Origin of the sequence: Hydrogenophaga taeniospiralis CCUG 15921 (genome assembly GCF_001592305.1) — a bacterium.
Lineage (GTDB): Bacteria > Pseudomonadota > Gammaproteobacteria > Burkholderiales > Burkholderiaceae_C > Hydrogenophaga > Hydrogenophaga taeniospiralis.
Map to the genome: position 1 here is coordinate 198,508 of NZ_BCWR01000008.1, position 14,670 is coordinate 213,177.

The window sequence follows — 14,670 nt, forward strand, 5'->3', positions numbered from 1 at the left end:
AGGCCCGCCTCTTCTCCCCAGTTGGTCGCACAATGGTTGCTATGGCGGATTGAAGCACCTCAGCACGACAGTGCAGCGTTGGGCCGACGACCGATTCCGGCGCGAGTAGTCGTTCACCGGTCGAGTTCTGGAGTTGGAGCTGACCCGGTTCCGTGGACACATCATTCTTTGTGTTCAAGGAGTCGCAAATGTCCAAAGTACGACCGCCGTACCCGGCGCAATTCCGCCAGCAGATGGTCGAGCTGGTTCGAGCCGGCCGCTCGCCTGCGCAGCTCTCGCGTGAGTTCGGCGTCACCGCCCAATCCATATCCACCTGGGTCGGCCAAGCCGCTATCGGCCACGGCCCGCCCTAGCCGGGGCCGTTCATTCCATATGGCTTTCGGCCCAACCTTTCGCATGCCGGCTCCGAAACCTCACCCCCCCGTGAAGATATCCGTCGCCAGTTTCATCAGCGCCACCACCGGCGCGTCCAGCATGGGCAGGGTGAAGGCGATGCCGAGCAGGCCGGCTGAGAGGGTGATGGGGAAGCCGATGGCGAAGGCGTTCATTTGCGGCGCGATGCGCGAGACGAAGCCCAGCACGATGTTGATGAACAGCAGCATGCCGATCATGGGCAGGGCGATCCACAGGCCGTAGCGGAACACCACCGCGCCCAGCTCGTGCAGGCGCAGGCGGTTGATGGACTCGAAGGCGCTGGCGCCCACGGGGAAGGTCTCGAAGCTGGAGACCACGGCCTGCAGCACCATGAGGTGGCCGTTGAGCACCACGAACAGCAGCATGGTGGTGTTGCCGAAGAAGCGGCCCACGGCGCTGGTCTGCTGGTTGGTGGAGGGGTCGAAGAAGCCGGCGTAGTTCAGGCCCATCTGCAGGCCGATGATCTCGCCCGCGAGTTCGACCGAGGCGAACACGATGCGCACGGCCAGCCCGATGGCCACGCCCACCACCACCTGCTGCAGCACCACGGCGAAGGCGTTGGGGTCGGTCAGCGCCACCACGGGCTGCTCGGGCAGGCCGGCCTGGGCACACACCGCGATCAGAAACGCCAGCGCCACGCGGCTGCGCACGGGCACCGAGCGCGCCGAGAAAATCGGCGCGCTGGAAAACACCGCCAGCACCCGCAGAAAGGGCCAGAACACCGGCGATACCAACGCCATGATGTCGGCTTCGCTGAAGGTGGGCATCTAAATGGCGTGGTTCGGTATCGAGAGGATCGTGCTGCGGATGAACTCCACCATGGTGGTGAGCATCCAGGGGCCGGCCACGGCGAACACCGCGATGGCCGCGATCAGCTTGGGCACGAACGAGAGCGTGGCCTCGTGGATCTGGGTGATGGCCTGAAACAGGCTCACCAGCAGGCCCACGCCCAGCACCGTGGCCAGCACGGGCGAGGCCACCATGAGGATCAGGAAGAGGGCGTTCTGCCCCATCGTGAGCGCGGCTTGTGGGTCCATGGTTGTTTCCTAGGTGGCGAAACTGGCGGCCAAAGAGCCGATCAAGAGGTTCCAGCCGTCGGCCAGCACGAACAGCATGAGCTTGAATGGCAGCGCCACCAGCACGGGCGACAGCATCATCATGCCCAGCGACATCAGCACGCTGGCGACCACCATGTCGATCACCAGGAAGGGAATGAAGATCATGAAGCCGATCTGGAACGCGGTCTTGAGCTCGCTGGTGACGAAGGCCGGCACGATGACGCGGAAGGGCGCGGTCTGCGCGGTCACGTCGGCGGGGAGCTTGGCGAGTTTGGCGAACAGCTCGAAGTCGCTCTGGCGGGTCTGCTTGAGCATGAAGGCGCGCATGGGCTCCTGGCCGCGTTCCAGCGCCTGCTCGAAGCTGATCTGGTTGCTGGTGTAGGGCGCGTAGGCGTCGCTGTAGACCTTGTCCAGCGTGGGGCCCATCACGAACAGGGTGAGGAAGAGCGAGAGGCCGACCACCACCTGGTTGGGCGGGGCCGACTGCGTGCCCAGCGCCTGGCGCAGCAGCGAGAGCACGATCACGATGCGGGTGAAGCCCGTCATGAGCAACAGCACCGCGGGCAGGAAGGAGAGCGCGGTGAAGAACAGCAGGGTCTGGACCGGCACCGAGTAGGTGTTGCCGCCCGAGCCCTGGCCGATCACCAGCGGCAGCGAGGCGCCAGCGCCGGGCGCGGCGGGCGCGGCCTGTGCCCAGGCGCCGGTGGCCAGCAGGGCGAGCAAGGTGAGCAGCAGGCCGCTGCGCAGCCAGTCAGCGGGGCGCATGGGGAGCCTTGTGGGAAGAAGTGAACTGGGCCAGGCGCGCCGCGAAGCCGGTGGCCATGGGTGGGTTGGTGTCGGCCGATGCCAAGGGTTCGGCGGGCAGCGGCAGGCTGTGCAGCGTGTGCACGCCGCCCGGGGCCACGCCCAGCACAAGGCAGACGCTGTCGGCCCCCTGGCCCACCTGCACGGTGACCACACGTTGCTGCGGGCCGAGCGAGAGCGAGTTGAGCACCTGCAGCGCCGGGCCCTGCTGGCGAGAGACGCCCGGCAGGTGGCGGCGGTAGCGTTGCAGCAGCCAGGCCACACCCACCATCACGATGAGCAGGATCACGGCCGGAGCGGCGTTTTGCAGCATGGTCAACTCTTGCTGATTCTGCGCATGCGCTCGGAGGGCGTCACGATGTCGGTCAACCGGATGCCGAACTTCTCGTTGACCACCACCACCTCGCCCTGCGCGATCAGGTAGCCGTTGACCAGCACGTCCATGGGCTCGCCCGCGAGCGCGTCGAGTTCCACGATGGAGCCCTGGGCCAGCTGCAGGATGTATTTGATGGGCACCTTGGTGCGGCCCAGCTCCACCGAGAGCTGCACCGGGATGTCCAGCACCATCTGGATGTCCTGCATATGGGCGCCGCCGGTGGCGCTGTGGCCGCCGCCGGTGCTGGCCGGTGGGCTCACGGCGTCGAACGCGGGCGCGCCATCGGAGGCGTGGGCGCTGGCTTGTTCTTCCAGGGCCTGGGCCCAATCGTCGGCGACGGCGTCGTTGTCAGTTGACATAGGTATCTCCCAGCCAGTTGATTTCGGTTCCGCGCAGCTTGTTGTCGATGCGCAGGGCGTATTTGCCTTTGTGGGTGCCGTACTGGCACTCGAACAGCGGCACCCCTTCCACCCGGGCCTGGATGTTGGGCGTGCGTTCCAGCTCAATGAAGTCGCCCACCTGCATGGCGAGCAGCTGCTCCACGGTGGCGTCGGTCTTGGCCAGCTCGGCCACCAGGGTCAGCTCGGCGGCCTGGATCTCGTGGCTCAGCAGGCGGATCCAGCGCCGGTCCACTTCGATGGCGCTGCCCTGCACGGAGGAATACAGCACGTCGCGGATGGGCTCCAGCGTGGCGTAGGGAATGCAGATGTGCAGGCCGCCGGTGATGTCGCCGATCTCCACCGAGAAGCTGGTGGAGACCACGATCTCGCTGGGCGTGGCCACGGTGGCGAACTGGGGCTGCATCTCCGAGCGCTGGTAGGCCAGCTCCAGCGGGTAGATGCCGGTCCAGGCCTTCTTGTATTCCTCGGCCACCACCTCCACCAGGCGCGTGATCACGCGGTGCTCGGTGGGGGAGAAGTCGCGCCCTTCGATGCGGGTGTGGAACTTGCCGCTGCCGCCGAACAGGCTGTCGATCACGCCGAACAGCAGCGTGGGCTCGCACACCACCAGGCCGTTGCCGCGCAGCGGGCGGATGGCCATGATGTTCAGGTTGGTCGGCACCACCAGCTCGCGCAGGAAGGCGCTGTATTTCTGCACCTGCACCCCGCCCACGGCGATCTCGGGGCTGCGGCGGATGAAGTTGAACAGGCCCAGCCGCAGGTTGCGCGAAAACCGCTCGTTGACGATTTCCATGGTGGGCATGCGCCCGCGCACGATGCGCTCCTGGCTGGAGAGGTTGTAGCTGCGCACCCCTTCGGTGGACAGCTCCTCCTTTTCCAGTTTCTGGCTTTCACCGGTCACGCCCTCGAGCAGGGCGTCGACTTCTTCCTGGGAGAGAAAAGATTCGGACATGGCGTGGGCCTGCTGGGTTATTGGATGAGGAAACTGGAGAACAGCACGCCCTGCACCGGGTGGGGCTCGCCGGGCGGTTGTTTGCCCTTGGGGCCGGCGCCGGCCTTGGGTGGCGCGGTGTAGTGCATCACGCGCGAGATCTCGTTGATGATGTCGGCGGCCAGCTTTTCCTTGCCTTCGATCTGCAGCATCTCGTCGGAGGTGCGCTGCGAGATCAGGATCAGGATGCTGTTGCGGATGGACGGCATGTAGACCTTGATGTCTTCGCTGGTCTTCTCGTCCTGCAGCTGCAGCGTGATGCCGAGCTGCGCAAAGCGGTTGCCGCCCGCGTCGGCCAGGTTGACCACCATGCTGTCGAGCGGCAGAAAGGTCGGGGGCGTCCGGTGTTCATCCACCGAGGTGGTTTCTTCTTCCGCGCCGTCTTCGCCCTCAGTGGTGTTGGCCTTGAGCAGGAAGAAGGCTCCGCTGGCGCCGATGATCGCGAACACCACCAGACCGATCAGGATGAACAGCAGTTTGCGGCTCTTCTTCGGTTTGACGGGAACCGGGGCTTCGGCGGTCGCGGCGGCAGCGGACATGGGCATTCTCCAGAAGATCGCCCCGGGCGGGGGGCGGACCACGCCGGGAAAGGCGCGGTGTTCGGAAGAATTATTGAGCGCCCCCCCCTGTGGCGCTCCCCGGAAAAGGGCGGGAAAAGCCCCTTATTCCGGTCCGATCCGTTCAGACAAAAAGGTCCAGCGGCTGGCTGCCGTCGGCGCGCGGGCGCGGGGGCACGGGCGCCTGGGTGGCACTGTCCGCTGCGCCCGGGGCGCCGCTGGTGCGGGCCGCGCGGATGGCGGAATCGGCAGGCCGTTGGCCGGTCCCGCCGGAGGCCTGACCCTGGCCGCCACCCACCGACACCCCGCCGAGCTGGATGCCGCTGCGCTGCAGCAGGTCGGCCAGCGACTCGCCGGCGTTTTGTGCCAGGCTGGCCCGGGCCTCGGCGCTGTCGGTGCGGAAGTCCACCTGCACTTCCTGGCCGGACATGGAGAGCTGGATGTCGATCGCGTCCTCACCGCCTTCGCCCACGCGCAGGCTGGCGTGGCGCAGGTTCTGCGTGCCCCAGTGGCCGGCGAGCTCGGCCTCGGGGTCGGCCTCGCCGTTCAGCGCGGCTTCCTGGGCCGACTCGCTCCAGGCCTCGTCGGTGGACAGCTCGGCCTCGCGGCTCTCGGCCACGGCGCCCGGCTGGGCGCCACCGCCGCCGCTGGCGCCGGAACCGGTCTGCGCGCTGGCGCCGCCGCCCGCGCCGAGCGTGAAGGGAGCGGCGGCCGCGCCCTCCGCCGCGAGCGCCGGGGCCTCGGTGATGCTGGCGCGACCCATGCGGTCGTGCAGCGCCACGGTGCTGTGCATGGCCGTGAGCGAGGCCGTGGTCTGGCTTGGGCCGGCTTCGACCGAGAGCGTCGCACTGTGCTGCTGGTGAGCCGAAACGGTGGCGCTGGGCGCGGCGGCCGTGTGTTGGGCCACGGCCCCGGCGCTGCGCCATTGCAGGCTGCGCGTGGTGGGCACCTGGCCCAGGGCCGGTGGGGGCGTCTTGGCCGAGGCCTGGGCCGGGTCGGTGGGGGCGGCCGGTTCCAGCGCGCTCGTGGCGTCGGCGCCGGGTTCGCCCGATGTGCCACGCCCCAGCGCGGCCAGGGTCTGGGCATCGGGCTCGGCCGGGGTGTCGAGCACGGTCATGCCCTGCAGCGCCGGGTCGGTGGCTGGTGGGGTGGTGGTGGAGGGCGGTGTGCCCGCGCCGGCCATGCCCTGGGCCTGAGCCGCGAGGGTGCCCGAGGGTGGGGTCGGGGCCAGGGCGCTGCCCGGGCCGGGCCAGGTCAACAGGGCGGCCAGCGGGTTGGCGTGGGGGTCGGCCGGCGCGTCGCCCGCTGCGGTGTCGGCATCGCCCAGCAAGTCGGTGTCTGGCGTGGCGCTGGCGGGCGGCTCGAAGGTGGCGCTCAGCAGCGAGAGCAGGTTGGAGAACAGGTCGGCGCCGTTGGCCGCGCCCGAGGCCTCGCGTGCGGGCTTGCCGGCGGCATTGTTGCGTGTGGCGCCGGTGGCGTTGGCGCTGGCGTTGTTGCCCTGGGTGGCAGAGGGTGCAGCTGCGCTCATGAACGGACTCCCTGGAGCTGGGCCTGGGCCAGGCTCTGGCGCAGGTGGATGGTGAGGGCCATTTCGTCGGTGTTCTTCTGGTCCTGGCGCTGCACGCGGTGGTCGATGGCCTGCTGCTTGCGCTCGGCAAACCGGCGCAGGCCGGCCACGTCGCGCTCGGCGGCGTGCAGCTGGGCCTGGCCGCGCTCGATCAGCGCCTCGCGGTCCTGCAGCACCCGCGCCTGGAAGTTCATGGCGTGGTCGATCTTCTGCATGAACTGGCGGTGGTGGTGCAGCAGGTTGGCGTCCACGCCCACGCTGCTGCGCGCCGACCAGCGCGCCATGGCCTCCTGCGCGTACGACTCCAGTTGCACCATCTGCTCGCGCGCCATCTGCAGCTCACGCTGTTGCTGGGCCAGCGCGGCCAGCGCCTCGTCGCGGCGCTTCTCGGCCAGTTCCACCACCTTGTTCAGGGTCTTCATGTTGCTCATGTCGGTGCTCCATCATTCATGTGGGTCGTCCCTGGCGGGCATTCGGGTCGCGCGCAGATTTGTTGTTGTCTTCCTGCAGCGCGCCAGCGAGCTGCTGCAGGCTGCCCGCGAGGCTGGCGGCTTCGTGCATGTCCTGCATCAGGAAGCGCTGCAGCGCGGGGTAGAGCACGATGGCGCGGTCGGTTTCCGGGTCGCTGCCGGCGGCGTAGGCGCCGAGCTGGATCAGGTCGCGGCTCTTCATGTAGCGCGAGTACAGGCCGCGGAACTTGCGCGCGAGCTCCAGGTGCTGCGTGGTGGCCACGTTGTGCATCACGCGAGAGGCCGAGGCCTCGACGTCGATGGCCGGGTAGTGGCCCGACTCGGCCAGCGCGCGCGAGAGCACGATGTGGCCGTCCAGGATGGCGCGGGCCGCGTCGGCGATCGGGTCCTGCTGGTCATCGCCCTCGCTGAGCACGGTGTAGAAGGCGGTGATCGAGCCCTTGCCGTTCAGGCCGTTGCCGCTGCGCTCCACCAGCTGCGGCAGCTTGGCGAAACACGAAGGCGGGTAGCCCTTGGTGGCCGGCGGCTCGCCGATGGCCAGGGCGATCTCGCGCTGCGCCATGGCGTAGCGGGTGAGCGAATCCATGAGCAGCAGCACGTGCAGCCCGTCTTCGCGGAAGCGCTCGGCGATGGCGGTGGCGTAGGTCGCGCCCTGCATGCGCACCAGCGGCGGCGCGTCGGCCGGCGCGGCCACCACCACCGAGCGCTTGCGCCCTTCCACACCCAGGATGTCTTCGATGAATTCCTTCACCTCGCGGCCACGTTCGCCGATCAGGCCGACCACGATCACGTCGGCCTTGGTGTAGCGCGCCATCATGCCCAGCAGCACCGACTTGCCCACGCCGGAGCCGGCGAACAGGCCGATGCGCTGGCCACGGCCCACGGTGAGCAGGGCGTTGATCGCGCGCACGCCGGTGTCCAGCGGGGTGCGCACCGGGTCGCGGTCCATGGAGTTCAGCGGCTGGCGGTCCAGCGGCTCGATGTCCACATGGCTGATCGGGCCCAGGCGGTCCAGCGGGTTGCCGTGCGAGTCCACCACGCGGCCCAGCAGGCCACGGCCCAGCGGCAGACGCAGGGCGCCCCGGTCGTCGGGCGAGGGCGGTTTGTTGATCTGGCCCACACGCGGCACGGGCCGGTAGGGCGCCAGCGGCGTCACGCTCGCGCCGCTGGACAGGCCGTGCGTGTCGCCCGCTGGCATGAGGTAGGCGCGGTCGCTGGAGAAGCCCACCACCTCGGCCAGCACCGGCTCTTTCTTGCCGTTGCCGATCAGGCACTGCGAACCCACCGGCACCTTCAGACCCACCGCCTCCAGCACCAGGCCCGCCAGCCGCGTGAGCGTGCCCCGCACCTCCAGCGGTGTGTGCACGCTGGCGTTGGTGCGCACGTCTTCCATGAAATGCCCCCAGCGGTTTTCCGGACCCAGTGTGCTGTCGGTCATGCGGAAGCCCTCGCGTGCAGTGGCTCAACCCAGAGTCGCCGCCGGGCCGGCTTTGCCGGACGGCCAGCGACGCCCCCTGGGGGGTAGCGCGAAGCGCTGCGGGGGGGGACCCATTCAAACATCGGCATTCTCCGGATTCCAAGGCGTGTCCAGACCCAGGTTGCCCACGGCGCGCATCCAGCGTTTTTCGATCGTGGCGTCCACCGAGGTGCTGGGCGATTCGACCAGGCAGCCACCGGGGCTGATGCTGGCGTCGGCGACGAACTCCGGCCGTGGGCCGGACAGGGCTTCCTGCAGCGCGCCCTTCATGAGCGCGAGGTCGCCCGGGTTCATGCGCACGGTGGCAGGCAGGCCGTCGTCCACCAGCTGGGACAGCGCCTCGTGAATCACCGGGCGCAGGTGCTGGGTGTTGACCTGCAGCTCCTGGCGCACCACCTGGCGCGCCAGATCGCAGGCCAGCTCCAGGATGTGGCGCGAGATCTGTTCCTCGCTGCGCGTGAGCTGTTCTTTCGTGGTGTGCAGCAGCTGGGCCATGCGCACGGCCGTCTCTTCGGCCGTCTTGCGCACCGTGGCTTCCAGCGCGTCGCGCACCTCCTGGCTGCCCGCGTCGTGGCCGTGGGCGAAGCCCTCGGCGTAGGCCTGCTCGCGCACCTCGTTCAGCGCCTGCTGGACCGGGCCGTCGATATGGTGGCCGTCGGCCTCGATCTGAGGCGCGGCCGCCTCGTCGCTGCCGTCCATGGAAGAGAACTTCCAGGCCGAGACCTCGTCGATCTCCTCGCGCGGGATGAAGCGCGAGCTCGGGGTGGACCTAGACGAAGCTGTCATCGCCGCCTCCGCCGATCACGATCAGGCCTTCGTCCGACAGGCGCCGCACGACCTTGAGGATTTCCTTCTGCTGGTTCTCCACCTCGGAGAGCCGCACCGGGCCGCGCGATTCAAGGTCTTCGCGCAGACCCTCGGCCGCGCGCGCGGACATGTTGGCCAGGATGTGCTCGCGCAGCTCGGTGGACGAACCCTTGAGCGCGATCACCAGCGAATCGGTGGACACTTCCTTGAGTGCCATCTGGATCGACTTGTTGTCCACCTTGAGCAGGTCCTCGAAGGTGAACATCTTGTCCATGATCTTCTGGGCCAGCTCGGCGTCGAGCGCGCGGATCGACTCGATCACCGCCGTCTCGATCTGGGTGCCCATCATGTTGATGATGTCGGCGGCGGTCTGGACCCCGCCGAGCGAGGTCTTGCGGATCTTGTCGCCACCGGCGAGCACCTTGTAGAGCACCTCGTTGAGGTCGTTGAGCGCGGTGGGCTGGATGCCCTCGAGCGTGGCGATGCGCAGCATCACCTCGTTGCGCTGGCGGTCCGGCAGCTGCTTGAGCACGCCCGCGGTGAGATCGCTCTCCAGGTGCACCAGGATCGCCGCCATGATCTGCGGGTGTTCGTTGCGCAGCAGCTCGGCGATGGACACCGGGTCCATCCACTTCAGGCTCTCGATGCCCGAGACGTCGCTGCCCTGCATGATGCGGTCGATCAGCAGCGAGGCCTTGTCGTCGCCCAGGGCGCGCTTGAGCACGGCCTTGACGTAGTTGTTGGTGTCCGACACCAGCAGGCTGTGCGAGGCGGCCTCGTCGGTGAACTTGCCGATCACCTGGTCCACGCGCTCACGCGTGACCGAGCGCATGTTGGCGATGGTCTCGCCCAGCTTCTGCACTTCCTTGGGGCTGAGGTGCTTGAACACCTCGGCCGCCTCTTCCTCGCCCAGTGACATGAGAAAGATCGCGGCGTCCTGGGTTCCCTGGTCTTCCATATCGGTCTCTCGGTGGTGTGCTCAACGGTGAACCCTGCGGGTTCAAGCCGGGGACTCGCCGTTGACCCAGGTCTTGACGATGTTGGCCACGGCGATCGGGTTTTCCATGGCCAGCCGTTTGGCGTCGGACAGGCGGGCCGCCTCGGAGGTCGGCGTGACGAGGGCCAGCGGCAGGCCGGGGCGCTCGGGCGCTTCGTTGAGCATCGCGTTGAGCTGGGGTACGGAGGCGCCGGCCGGGAGGGCACTGGCGGGCGCCCGCATGAGCTTGATGCCCGGGCGCACCAGGCCCATGAGCACCAGCAGGCCCATGCCCACCATGCCCACCGGCCAGGCCATGGAGCGCGCGAGGTCCTGGTTGGCGGGCTGCTGCCACCAGGCGACGGGCACTTCCTCGACCGGCTTGGCCACGTTGAAGACCGCGTTGACCACGTTGACCGAGTCGCCGCGGTCCTTGTTGAAGCCGATGGTCTCGCGCACCAGCGCGGTCATCTGTTCGAGCTGCTCGGGCGGGATCGGGGACGAGACTTCCTTGCCGCTCTTGTCGGTGGCGCTGCGGTGGTTGATCACCACGGCCGCGCTCAGGCGGCGCACCGTGCCGCTGGCTTCGCGCACCACCTTCACGGTCTTGTCCACCTCGTAGTTGATCACCGACTCGCGCCGCGAAGAGCCAGGCTTGTCGCCGCCGTTGCCGGCCACGCCCAGCGCGGCGGCGGGGCCGTTGATGGGGGCGCTGCCGGTGGCGGGCGGCTGGTTGCTCACCGCGCCGGGCACGCCCGCGGGCTGGGCCGTGGCGGGGCTGCCGTCTTCCACCAGCTGCTGGCTGCGCACCGCGCCGGGCTCACCGCCCTGGTTGGGTTTGTGCAGCTCGCTGGTGGACTCCACCAGGGAGAAGTCCACGTCGGCGTTGACCTGGGCCTTGACGTTGCCCTGGCCCACCAGCGGCTCGATCATGTCCAGGATGCGGCGCGTGTACATCTGCTCGATCTGCTGGGTGTACTGCAGCTTCTGGGTGTCGGCACCCTGGGCCACGCCGTCGCTGGAGGCCGAGAGCAGGGAGCCCGCGTCGTCCACCACGCTCACGGCCTTGGGGTTCATCTCGGGCACGCTGGAGGCCACCAGGTGCACGATGCCGGCGATCTGCGCCTTGTCCAGCGTGCGGCCCGGGTGCAGGGTGAGCAGCACCGAGGCGCTGGGTTTCTGCTGTTCGCGGAAGAAGCCGTTCTGGTTGGGCAGCGCGAGGTGGATGCGCGCGGCCTGCACGGAAGAGAGCGACTGGATCGAGCGCGTGAGCTCGCCTTCGAGACCCCGCTGGAAGGTCAGGCGCTCCTGGAACTGCGTCATGCCGAAGCGGTTGGCCTCCATCAGCTCGAAGCCGTTGACCGTGCCCTTGGGCAGGCCCTGCGAGGCCAGGCGCAGGCGCGTGTCGTGCACCTTGTCGGCCGGCACCATGATGGCGCCGCCGCCCTCGCTGTGCTTGTAGGGCACGTTCATCTGCGTGAGCTGCGCGACGATGGCGCCGCCGTCCTTGTCGCTCAGGTTGGTGTAGAGCACGCGCCACTCGGGCTGCTGGCCCATGAAGAACAGGGCCAGCGCGATCGCCAGCAGGGCCAGCGCCCCCAGGCCCAGGCGGATCTTCTGGGTCTGGTCCATGCGCGCCAGGCCCGCGCCGAAAGCGCTGCGGCTTGCGGGTTGAAGGTCCAGTTCTGCGACGGTGTTGCTCATGGTCGGCTTCGGAGGTTCGGGTTTGCTGGGGGAAATCACCCCCGTTGCGACCGATTATTCGACCCCGCCGCCCGCGGCATAGCTGTGAAAAGGCCCCGGTTTGTGCCCCTATTCCCGCCGCGCGCCGGCCGCGGGCTCACTAGCATCAAAGCGTCACGTTTTATGTGGAAGGAATCCGCCATGGACCTGCGAATCAACCCCATGCCCAGCCAGGCACTCACCGGCGTGGGGCAGACCGGCATGAAGCGGCCCGCCGCCACCGGCGGCGTGGGCGGCGGCTTTGCCGAGAACTTCAAGACCGCGCTGAAAGACGTGAGCGCGGCACAGAACGAAGCCTCCCGTCTGCAGACCGAAGTCCAGCTCGGCAACCCCAAGGTCAGCCTGGAAGAAACCATGCTGGCCATGCAGAAAGCCCAGATCGGCTTCCAGGCCACGCTGCATGTGCGCAACCGGATGGTGCAGGCTTATACCGACATCATGAACATGAGTGTCTAGAGATACCCCCCCGCGCCGCCTGCGGCGTCACCCCCCAGGGGGCGGCACTGGCGGCCCGGCAAAGCCGGTTCCGCGGTGCCCTGGGTTGGGGCCCGCTCTCCGGCTCGGTGCCTTCAGTGCACCGGTTTTGCGTCCATTAATTGTTCTAGGTCGCTCAGCCACGGTTCGGCCAACACTCTGATCTGGGCGTCGGCTCTGAGGATGCGCTGCATGATGCGGCTCTTTTCCTTGCGTTCTTCCGGGGCCAGTTCGGTGTGGCGCGACTTGTGGCGCAGCTGGGCGATGAGTACCGCACAGGTGCTCTCCAGGTGCACCACCGCGTCCCAGTCTTCGGCCTTCGCCGCTTCCAGCATCCGCGCGCTGGCGTTTTCGATGGCGGTGTAGTAGTCCAGCAAGCTGTGCTCCATGATCAGACTCCACGGCCCGCGACGGGCGGAAGGTAGGCGGGCCCCGGGCCCTTGATTTGTTTCCACGACTGCGCCAGCGGCTCGATGAGCAGGGTCACCTCTTCGAGCGCCTTGGGGTCGTTGCGCAGATTGGCCTGGGTCAGGCGCAGCACGCTGTAGCTGTAGAGCTGGTGCAGGTTGGCGGCGAGGTCGCCTCCTTGCTGCAGGTTCAGGCCCGCCTTGAGTCCTTCTTCGATGATGCGCACCGCCTTGCCCAGCGCGGCGCCCTTGGCCCCTGCGTCATCGCGCGACATGGCGCCGCGCGCTGCGGCGATGGACTGGAGCAGCGCATCGAACAGCAGGCCGACCAGCTGGTGCGGGTCCGCGCCCTGCACGCTGGTTTCGGCGGCAACGCGTTTGTAGGCGGCGGCGGCGCGAGAGTTGACAGAGGTGAACATGGTGTCATTTCCTTGTGTCTGATGCCTTTTAGTATCGGCACCGCCGGCAGGGACTGTAGTTTCCGTAGCGGGCTTTTGGGGCGGAAATGTCATGGTGTTTCAACGCTGCGCGTCGCTCCCAGGCGCTTCAAACACAAAGGCCCGACGCATCGCCTGGGGCGCGCTCGGGCCGGCAGGGGTGGGTCGGTTTCGTCAACTCTTGTTCCACAGCGTGATCTGTTGCGAGACGAAGGCACTCAGGCCATTGAGCTTGCCCACCGCCGTGTCCATCGCGGTGTACTGCGCCAGGTAGCGCGCTTCGGCGCGCTGCGCGCGCTCGTTGACCTTGTCCTGCTCCAGGCCGTTGCGCTTGATCGAGGCCTGCAGGGCCGTGGTCTTGTTGGCCACCAGGCCATCGGCGTCGACCAGACCCTTGGCGAAGGCCTGGATCTTGCGGCCGAACCCCTCGGTGGTGGTCACGCCGGTTTCGATGGTGAACAGCGACTTGAGTCCGTCCATGTCGGCAATCGCGGCGTTGAACTTTTCGCTGTTGATGCTCAGCTTGCCCCCGGTCTGCAGCTCGATGCCGACGTCCGCCAGGCGGGTGTAGGGGCTGCTGGAGGTGACCGAACGCATCATGCTGCGCAACGCGTTGTGCAGGCCGGTGGCGGTGGAGTCGCCTTGCAGGGCGCCCGCCGTCTTGGTGGCTTCGTCGTAGCGGGTGGCGTTGGCCAGGGTGGCGTTGATGGTGTTGTAGGCGTCCACGAAGGCCTGCACATTGGCGCGCACGGCATCGGTGTCGGAGATCACCTCGATCTCCACCGGCGCGGTGGTGACCTGGCTGAGCTGCAGCGTCATCCCGGGCAGGGTGTCGCTCAGCCGGTTGCTCGCCGAGCTGATGGACACGCCGTTGATGGTGGCCAGGGCGTTCTGCGCGCTCTGCGACGACGCCATGCCGTTGGCATTGCCCACGGCAAAAGCCAGACGCGAGAGGCCGCTGGCGTCGGTGTTGTTGCCGTCGTCGTCGGCCACCGTGATGCGAAAGCCGTTTTCCAGGCCGGTCTCTTTCGAGCGCACCAGCAGGCGTTCGCCGCTGGCGTCCTTGAGCACGGTGGCGCTCACGCCCGCATCGGCGTCGTTGATCTTGGCCGCGATCTCGGTCAGCGTGTCTTCCCCAGCGTTGATTGTCACCGCCACCGGTGTGCCTGCGCCGGCGGTGAAGCTGCTGCCGCTCCAGCTGCCGAGCTCGATGGTCATGCTGCCCGTGCCCATGGCGGTGTCGGTGGCCACGGCGCTCGACGCGGTGGACTGCGCCTTGGCCAGTTGCTGCACGGTCATGGTGAGCGAGGTGGCGGGCGCTCCGGCGGTGACGGTCACGCCGATGGCGCTGGGGTTGGACGAGGTGGCGCTGACGGCGTTCCAGCCGCTGGCGCCGGCCAGCTTGCCCGCGGCGTCGCCCAGGGCCGTGATCTGCGACTTGATGGTGCCGTAGGTGGAGAGCCTCGTCTGGAACGAGGAGGCCTGTGTCTGCAACTGCTTGAGCGGTGCTTTTTCCAGCGCCACCAGTTGCGTGACGATGCTCTGCACGTCGAGCCCGCTGCCGATGCCGGGCGAAGAGATGGTGGCCATGGTGTGCCTTCCTCAGGATGGACGCACCGCACGCGAAGGCATGCGGTCTGTGCATCCCACGAATGGGAGCGCGGCGGGGCAGGGGACTGCCGCCGCCGCTGGCTCGCACCACCCTCGGGTG

General features: G+C 68.1%; 17 protein-coding genes and 1 pseudogene. 2 read left to right on the top strand and 16 right to left on the bottom strand.

The annotated features are described in order from the left end of the window. Positions 1-188 precede the first annotated feature (188 nt). Positions 189-329: pseudogene (locus HTA01S_RS12430) on the top strand (transposase); the annotation flags it as partial. Between the two features lie 84 nt (positions 330-413). On the opposite strand, the gene fliR reads toward HTA01S_RS12430, so the two are convergent. The 13 genes from fliR to fliF all read right to left on the bottom strand — a co-directional run bounded on the left by fliR (position 414) and on the right by fliF (position 11,602). Then, positions 414-1,181 carry a flagellar biosynthetic protein FliR gene (gene fliR / locus HTA01S_RS12435; RefSeq protein WP_068171703.1) on the bottom strand — a complete coding sequence of 256 codons (768 nt, stop codon included), beginning with the start codon at positions 1,179-1,181 and terminating at the stop codon, positions 414-416. Further along, positions 1,182-1,451, bottom strand: coding sequence for a flagellar biosynthesis protein FliQ (gene fliQ / locus HTA01S_RS12440; protein ID WP_068171707.1), 270 nt, complete (start codon positions 1,449-1,451; stop codon positions 1,182-1,184). Between the two features lie 9 nt (positions 1,452-1,460). Beyond that, entirely contained in the window at positions 1,461-2,237 is a 777-nt protein-coding gene (gene fliP, locus HTA01S_RS12445) for a flagellar type III secretion system pore protein FliP (RefSeq protein ID WP_084236061.1), read from the bottom strand. Then, positions 2,224-2,589, bottom strand: coding sequence for a FliO/MopB family protein (locus tag HTA01S_RS12450; RefSeq protein WP_068171710.1), 366 nt, complete (start codon positions 2,587-2,589; stop codon positions 2,224-2,226). Before HTA01S_RS12450 ends, fliP begins: the two co-directional genes overlap by 14 nt. A 2-nt stretch (positions 2,590-2,591) precedes the next feature. Beyond that, positions 2,592-3,011: a flagellar motor switch protein FliN gene (gene fliN / locus HTA01S_RS12455; RefSeq protein ID WP_068171713.1), complete on the bottom strand. Its 420-nt coding sequence runs from the start codon at positions 3,009-3,011 to the stop codon at positions 2,592-2,594. Then, complete coding sequence (fliM, locus tag HTA01S_RS12460; protein ID WP_068171716.1) at positions 3,001-4,005, bottom strand: flagellar motor switch protein FliM; 1,005 nt, start codon at positions 4,003-4,005, stop codon at positions 3,001-3,003. The genes fliN and fliM overlap by 11 nt, the downstream gene beginning before the upstream one ends. Positions 4,006-4,022: 17 nt before the next feature. After that, entirely contained in the window at positions 4,023-4,589 is a 567-nt protein-coding gene (locus HTA01S_RS12465; protein WP_084236062.1) for a flagellar basal body-associated FliL family protein, read from the bottom strand. A gap of 136 nt (positions 4,590-4,725) precedes the next feature. After that, positions 4,726-6,129: a flagellar hook-length control protein FliK gene (locus HTA01S_RS12470; protein ID WP_068171724.1), complete on the bottom strand. Its 1,404-nt coding sequence runs from the start codon at positions 6,127-6,129 to the stop codon at positions 4,726-4,728. Next, complete coding sequence (fliJ, locus tag HTA01S_RS12475) at positions 6,126-6,599, bottom strand: flagellar export protein FliJ (RefSeq protein WP_068171727.1); 474 nt, start codon at positions 6,597-6,599, stop codon at positions 6,126-6,128. Before fliJ ends, HTA01S_RS12470 begins: the two co-directional genes overlap by 4 nt. A gap of 16 nt (positions 6,600-6,615) precedes the next feature. Next, on the bottom strand, positions 6,616-8,076 hold the full coding sequence (fliI, locus tag HTA01S_RS12480; protein ID WP_174545190.1) for a flagellar protein export ATPase FliI: 1,461 nt from the start codon (positions 8,074-8,076) through the stop codon (positions 6,616-6,618). Between the two features lie 114 nt (positions 8,077-8,190). Then, a complete protein-coding gene (locus tag HTA01S_RS12485; RefSeq protein ID WP_084236063.1) occupies positions 8,191-8,901 on the bottom strand; it encodes a FliH/SctL family protein in 711 nt (236 codons plus the stop codon). Next, a complete protein-coding gene (gene fliG, locus HTA01S_RS12490) occupies positions 8,885-9,880 on the bottom strand; it encodes a flagellar motor switch protein FliG (protein WP_068171733.1) in 996 nt (331 codons plus the stop codon). The genes HTA01S_RS12485 and fliG overlap by 17 nt, the downstream gene beginning before the upstream one ends. A 42-nt stretch (positions 9,881-9,922) precedes the next feature. After that, positions 9,923-11,602 (bottom strand): flagellar basal-body MS-ring/collar protein FliF, encoded by a 1,680-nt coding sequence (gene fliF / locus HTA01S_RS12495; RefSeq protein ID WP_068171736.1) that lies wholly within the window; start codon positions 11,600-11,602, stop codon positions 9,923-9,925. Between the two features lie 180 nt (positions 11,603-11,782). On the opposite strand from fliF, the gene fliE reads away from it, so the two are divergent. Continuing rightward, positions 11,783-12,097 (top strand): flagellar hook-basal body complex protein FliE, encoded by a 315-nt coding sequence (gene fliE / locus HTA01S_RS12500; RefSeq protein ID WP_068171739.1) that lies wholly within the window; start codon positions 11,783-11,785, stop codon positions 12,095-12,097. Positions 12,098-12,210: 113 nt separating this feature from the next. Here the strand turns inward: fliE and HTA01S_RS12505 are convergent, their stop codons facing one another. The 3 genes from HTA01S_RS12505 to fliD form a co-directional block, all read right to left on the bottom strand. Further along, positions 12,211-12,504: a flagellar protein FliT gene (locus HTA01S_RS12505; RefSeq protein WP_068171741.1), complete on the bottom strand. Its 294-nt coding sequence runs from the start codon at positions 12,502-12,504 to the stop codon at positions 12,211-12,213. A 2-nt stretch (positions 12,505-12,506) separates the two neighbouring features. Then, a complete protein-coding gene (gene fliS, locus HTA01S_RS12510) occupies positions 12,507-12,941 on the bottom strand; it encodes a flagellar export chaperone FliS (RefSeq protein ID WP_068171745.1) in 435 nt (144 codons plus the stop codon). Positions 12,942-13,133: 192 nt separating this feature from the next. Beyond that, a complete protein-coding gene (fliD, locus tag HTA01S_RS12515) occupies positions 13,134-14,549 on the bottom strand; it encodes a flagellar filament capping protein FliD (protein WP_068171748.1) in 1,416 nt (471 codons plus the stop codon). Between the last annotated feature and the right edge of the window lie 121 nt (positions 14,550-14,670).

Bases quoted from the DNA above. Each gene is read 5' to 3' on its own strand.
- fliR (WP_068171703.1), bottom strand. From the start codon at position 1,181: ATGCCCACCTTCAGCGAAGCCGACATCATGGCGTTGGTATCGCCGGTG.
- fliQ (WP_068171707.1), bottom strand. From the start codon at position 1,451: ATGGACCCACAAGCCGCGCTCACGATGGGGCAGAACGCCCTCTTCCTG.
- fliP (WP_084236061.1), bottom strand. From the start codon at position 2,237: ATGCGCCCCGCTGACTGGCTGCGCAGCGGCCTGCTGCTCACCTTGCTC.
- HTA01S_RS12450 (WP_068171710.1), bottom strand. From the start codon at position 2,589: ATGCTGCAAAACGCCGCTCCGGCCGTGATCCTGCTCATCGTGATGGTG.
- fliN (WP_068171713.1), bottom strand. From the start codon at position 3,011: ATGTCAACTGACAACGACGCCGTCGCCGACGATTGGGCCCAGGCCCTG.
- fliM (WP_068171716.1), bottom strand. From the start codon at position 4,005: ATGTCCGAATCTTTTCTCTCCCAGGAAGAAGTCGACGCCCTGCTCGAG.
- HTA01S_RS12465 (WP_084236062.1), bottom strand. From the start codon at position 4,589: ATGCCCATGTCCGCTGCCGCCGCGACCGCCGAAGCCCCGGTTCCCGTC.
- HTA01S_RS12470 (WP_068171724.1), bottom strand. From the start codon at position 6,129: ATGAGCGCAGCTGCACCCTCTGCCACCCAGGGCAACAACGCCAGCGCC.
- fliJ (WP_068171727.1), bottom strand. From the start codon at position 6,599: ATGAGCAACATGAAGACCCTGAACAAGGTGGTGGAACTGGCCGAGAAG.
- fliI (WP_174545190.1), bottom strand. From the start codon at position 8,076: ATGACCGACAGCACACTGGGTCCGGAAAACCGCTGGGGGCATTTCATG.
- HTA01S_RS12485 (WP_084236063.1), bottom strand. From the start codon at position 8,901: ATGACAGCTTCGTCTAGGTCCACCCCGAGCTCGCGCTTCATCCCGCGC.
- fliG (WP_068171733.1), bottom strand. From the start codon at position 9,880: ATGGAAGACCAGGGAACCCAGGACGCCGCGATCTTTCTCATGTCACTG.
- fliF (WP_068171736.1), bottom strand. From the start codon at position 11,602: ATGAGCAACACCGTCGCAGAACTGGACCTTCAACCCGCAAGCCGCAGC.
- fliE (WP_068171739.1), top strand. From the start codon at position 11,783: ATGGACCTGCGAATCAACCCCATGCCCAGCCAGGCACTCACCGGCGTG.
- HTA01S_RS12505 (WP_068171741.1), bottom strand. From the start codon at position 12,504: ATGGAGCACAGCTTGCTGGACTACTACACCGCCATCGAAAACGCCAGC.
- fliS (WP_068171745.1), bottom strand. From the start codon at position 12,941: ATGTTCACCTCTGTCAACTCTCGCGCCGCCGCCGCCTACAAACGCGTT.
- fliD (WP_068171748.1), bottom strand. From the start codon at position 14,549: ATGGCCACCATCTCTTCGCCCGGCATCGGCAGCGGGCTCGACGTGCAG.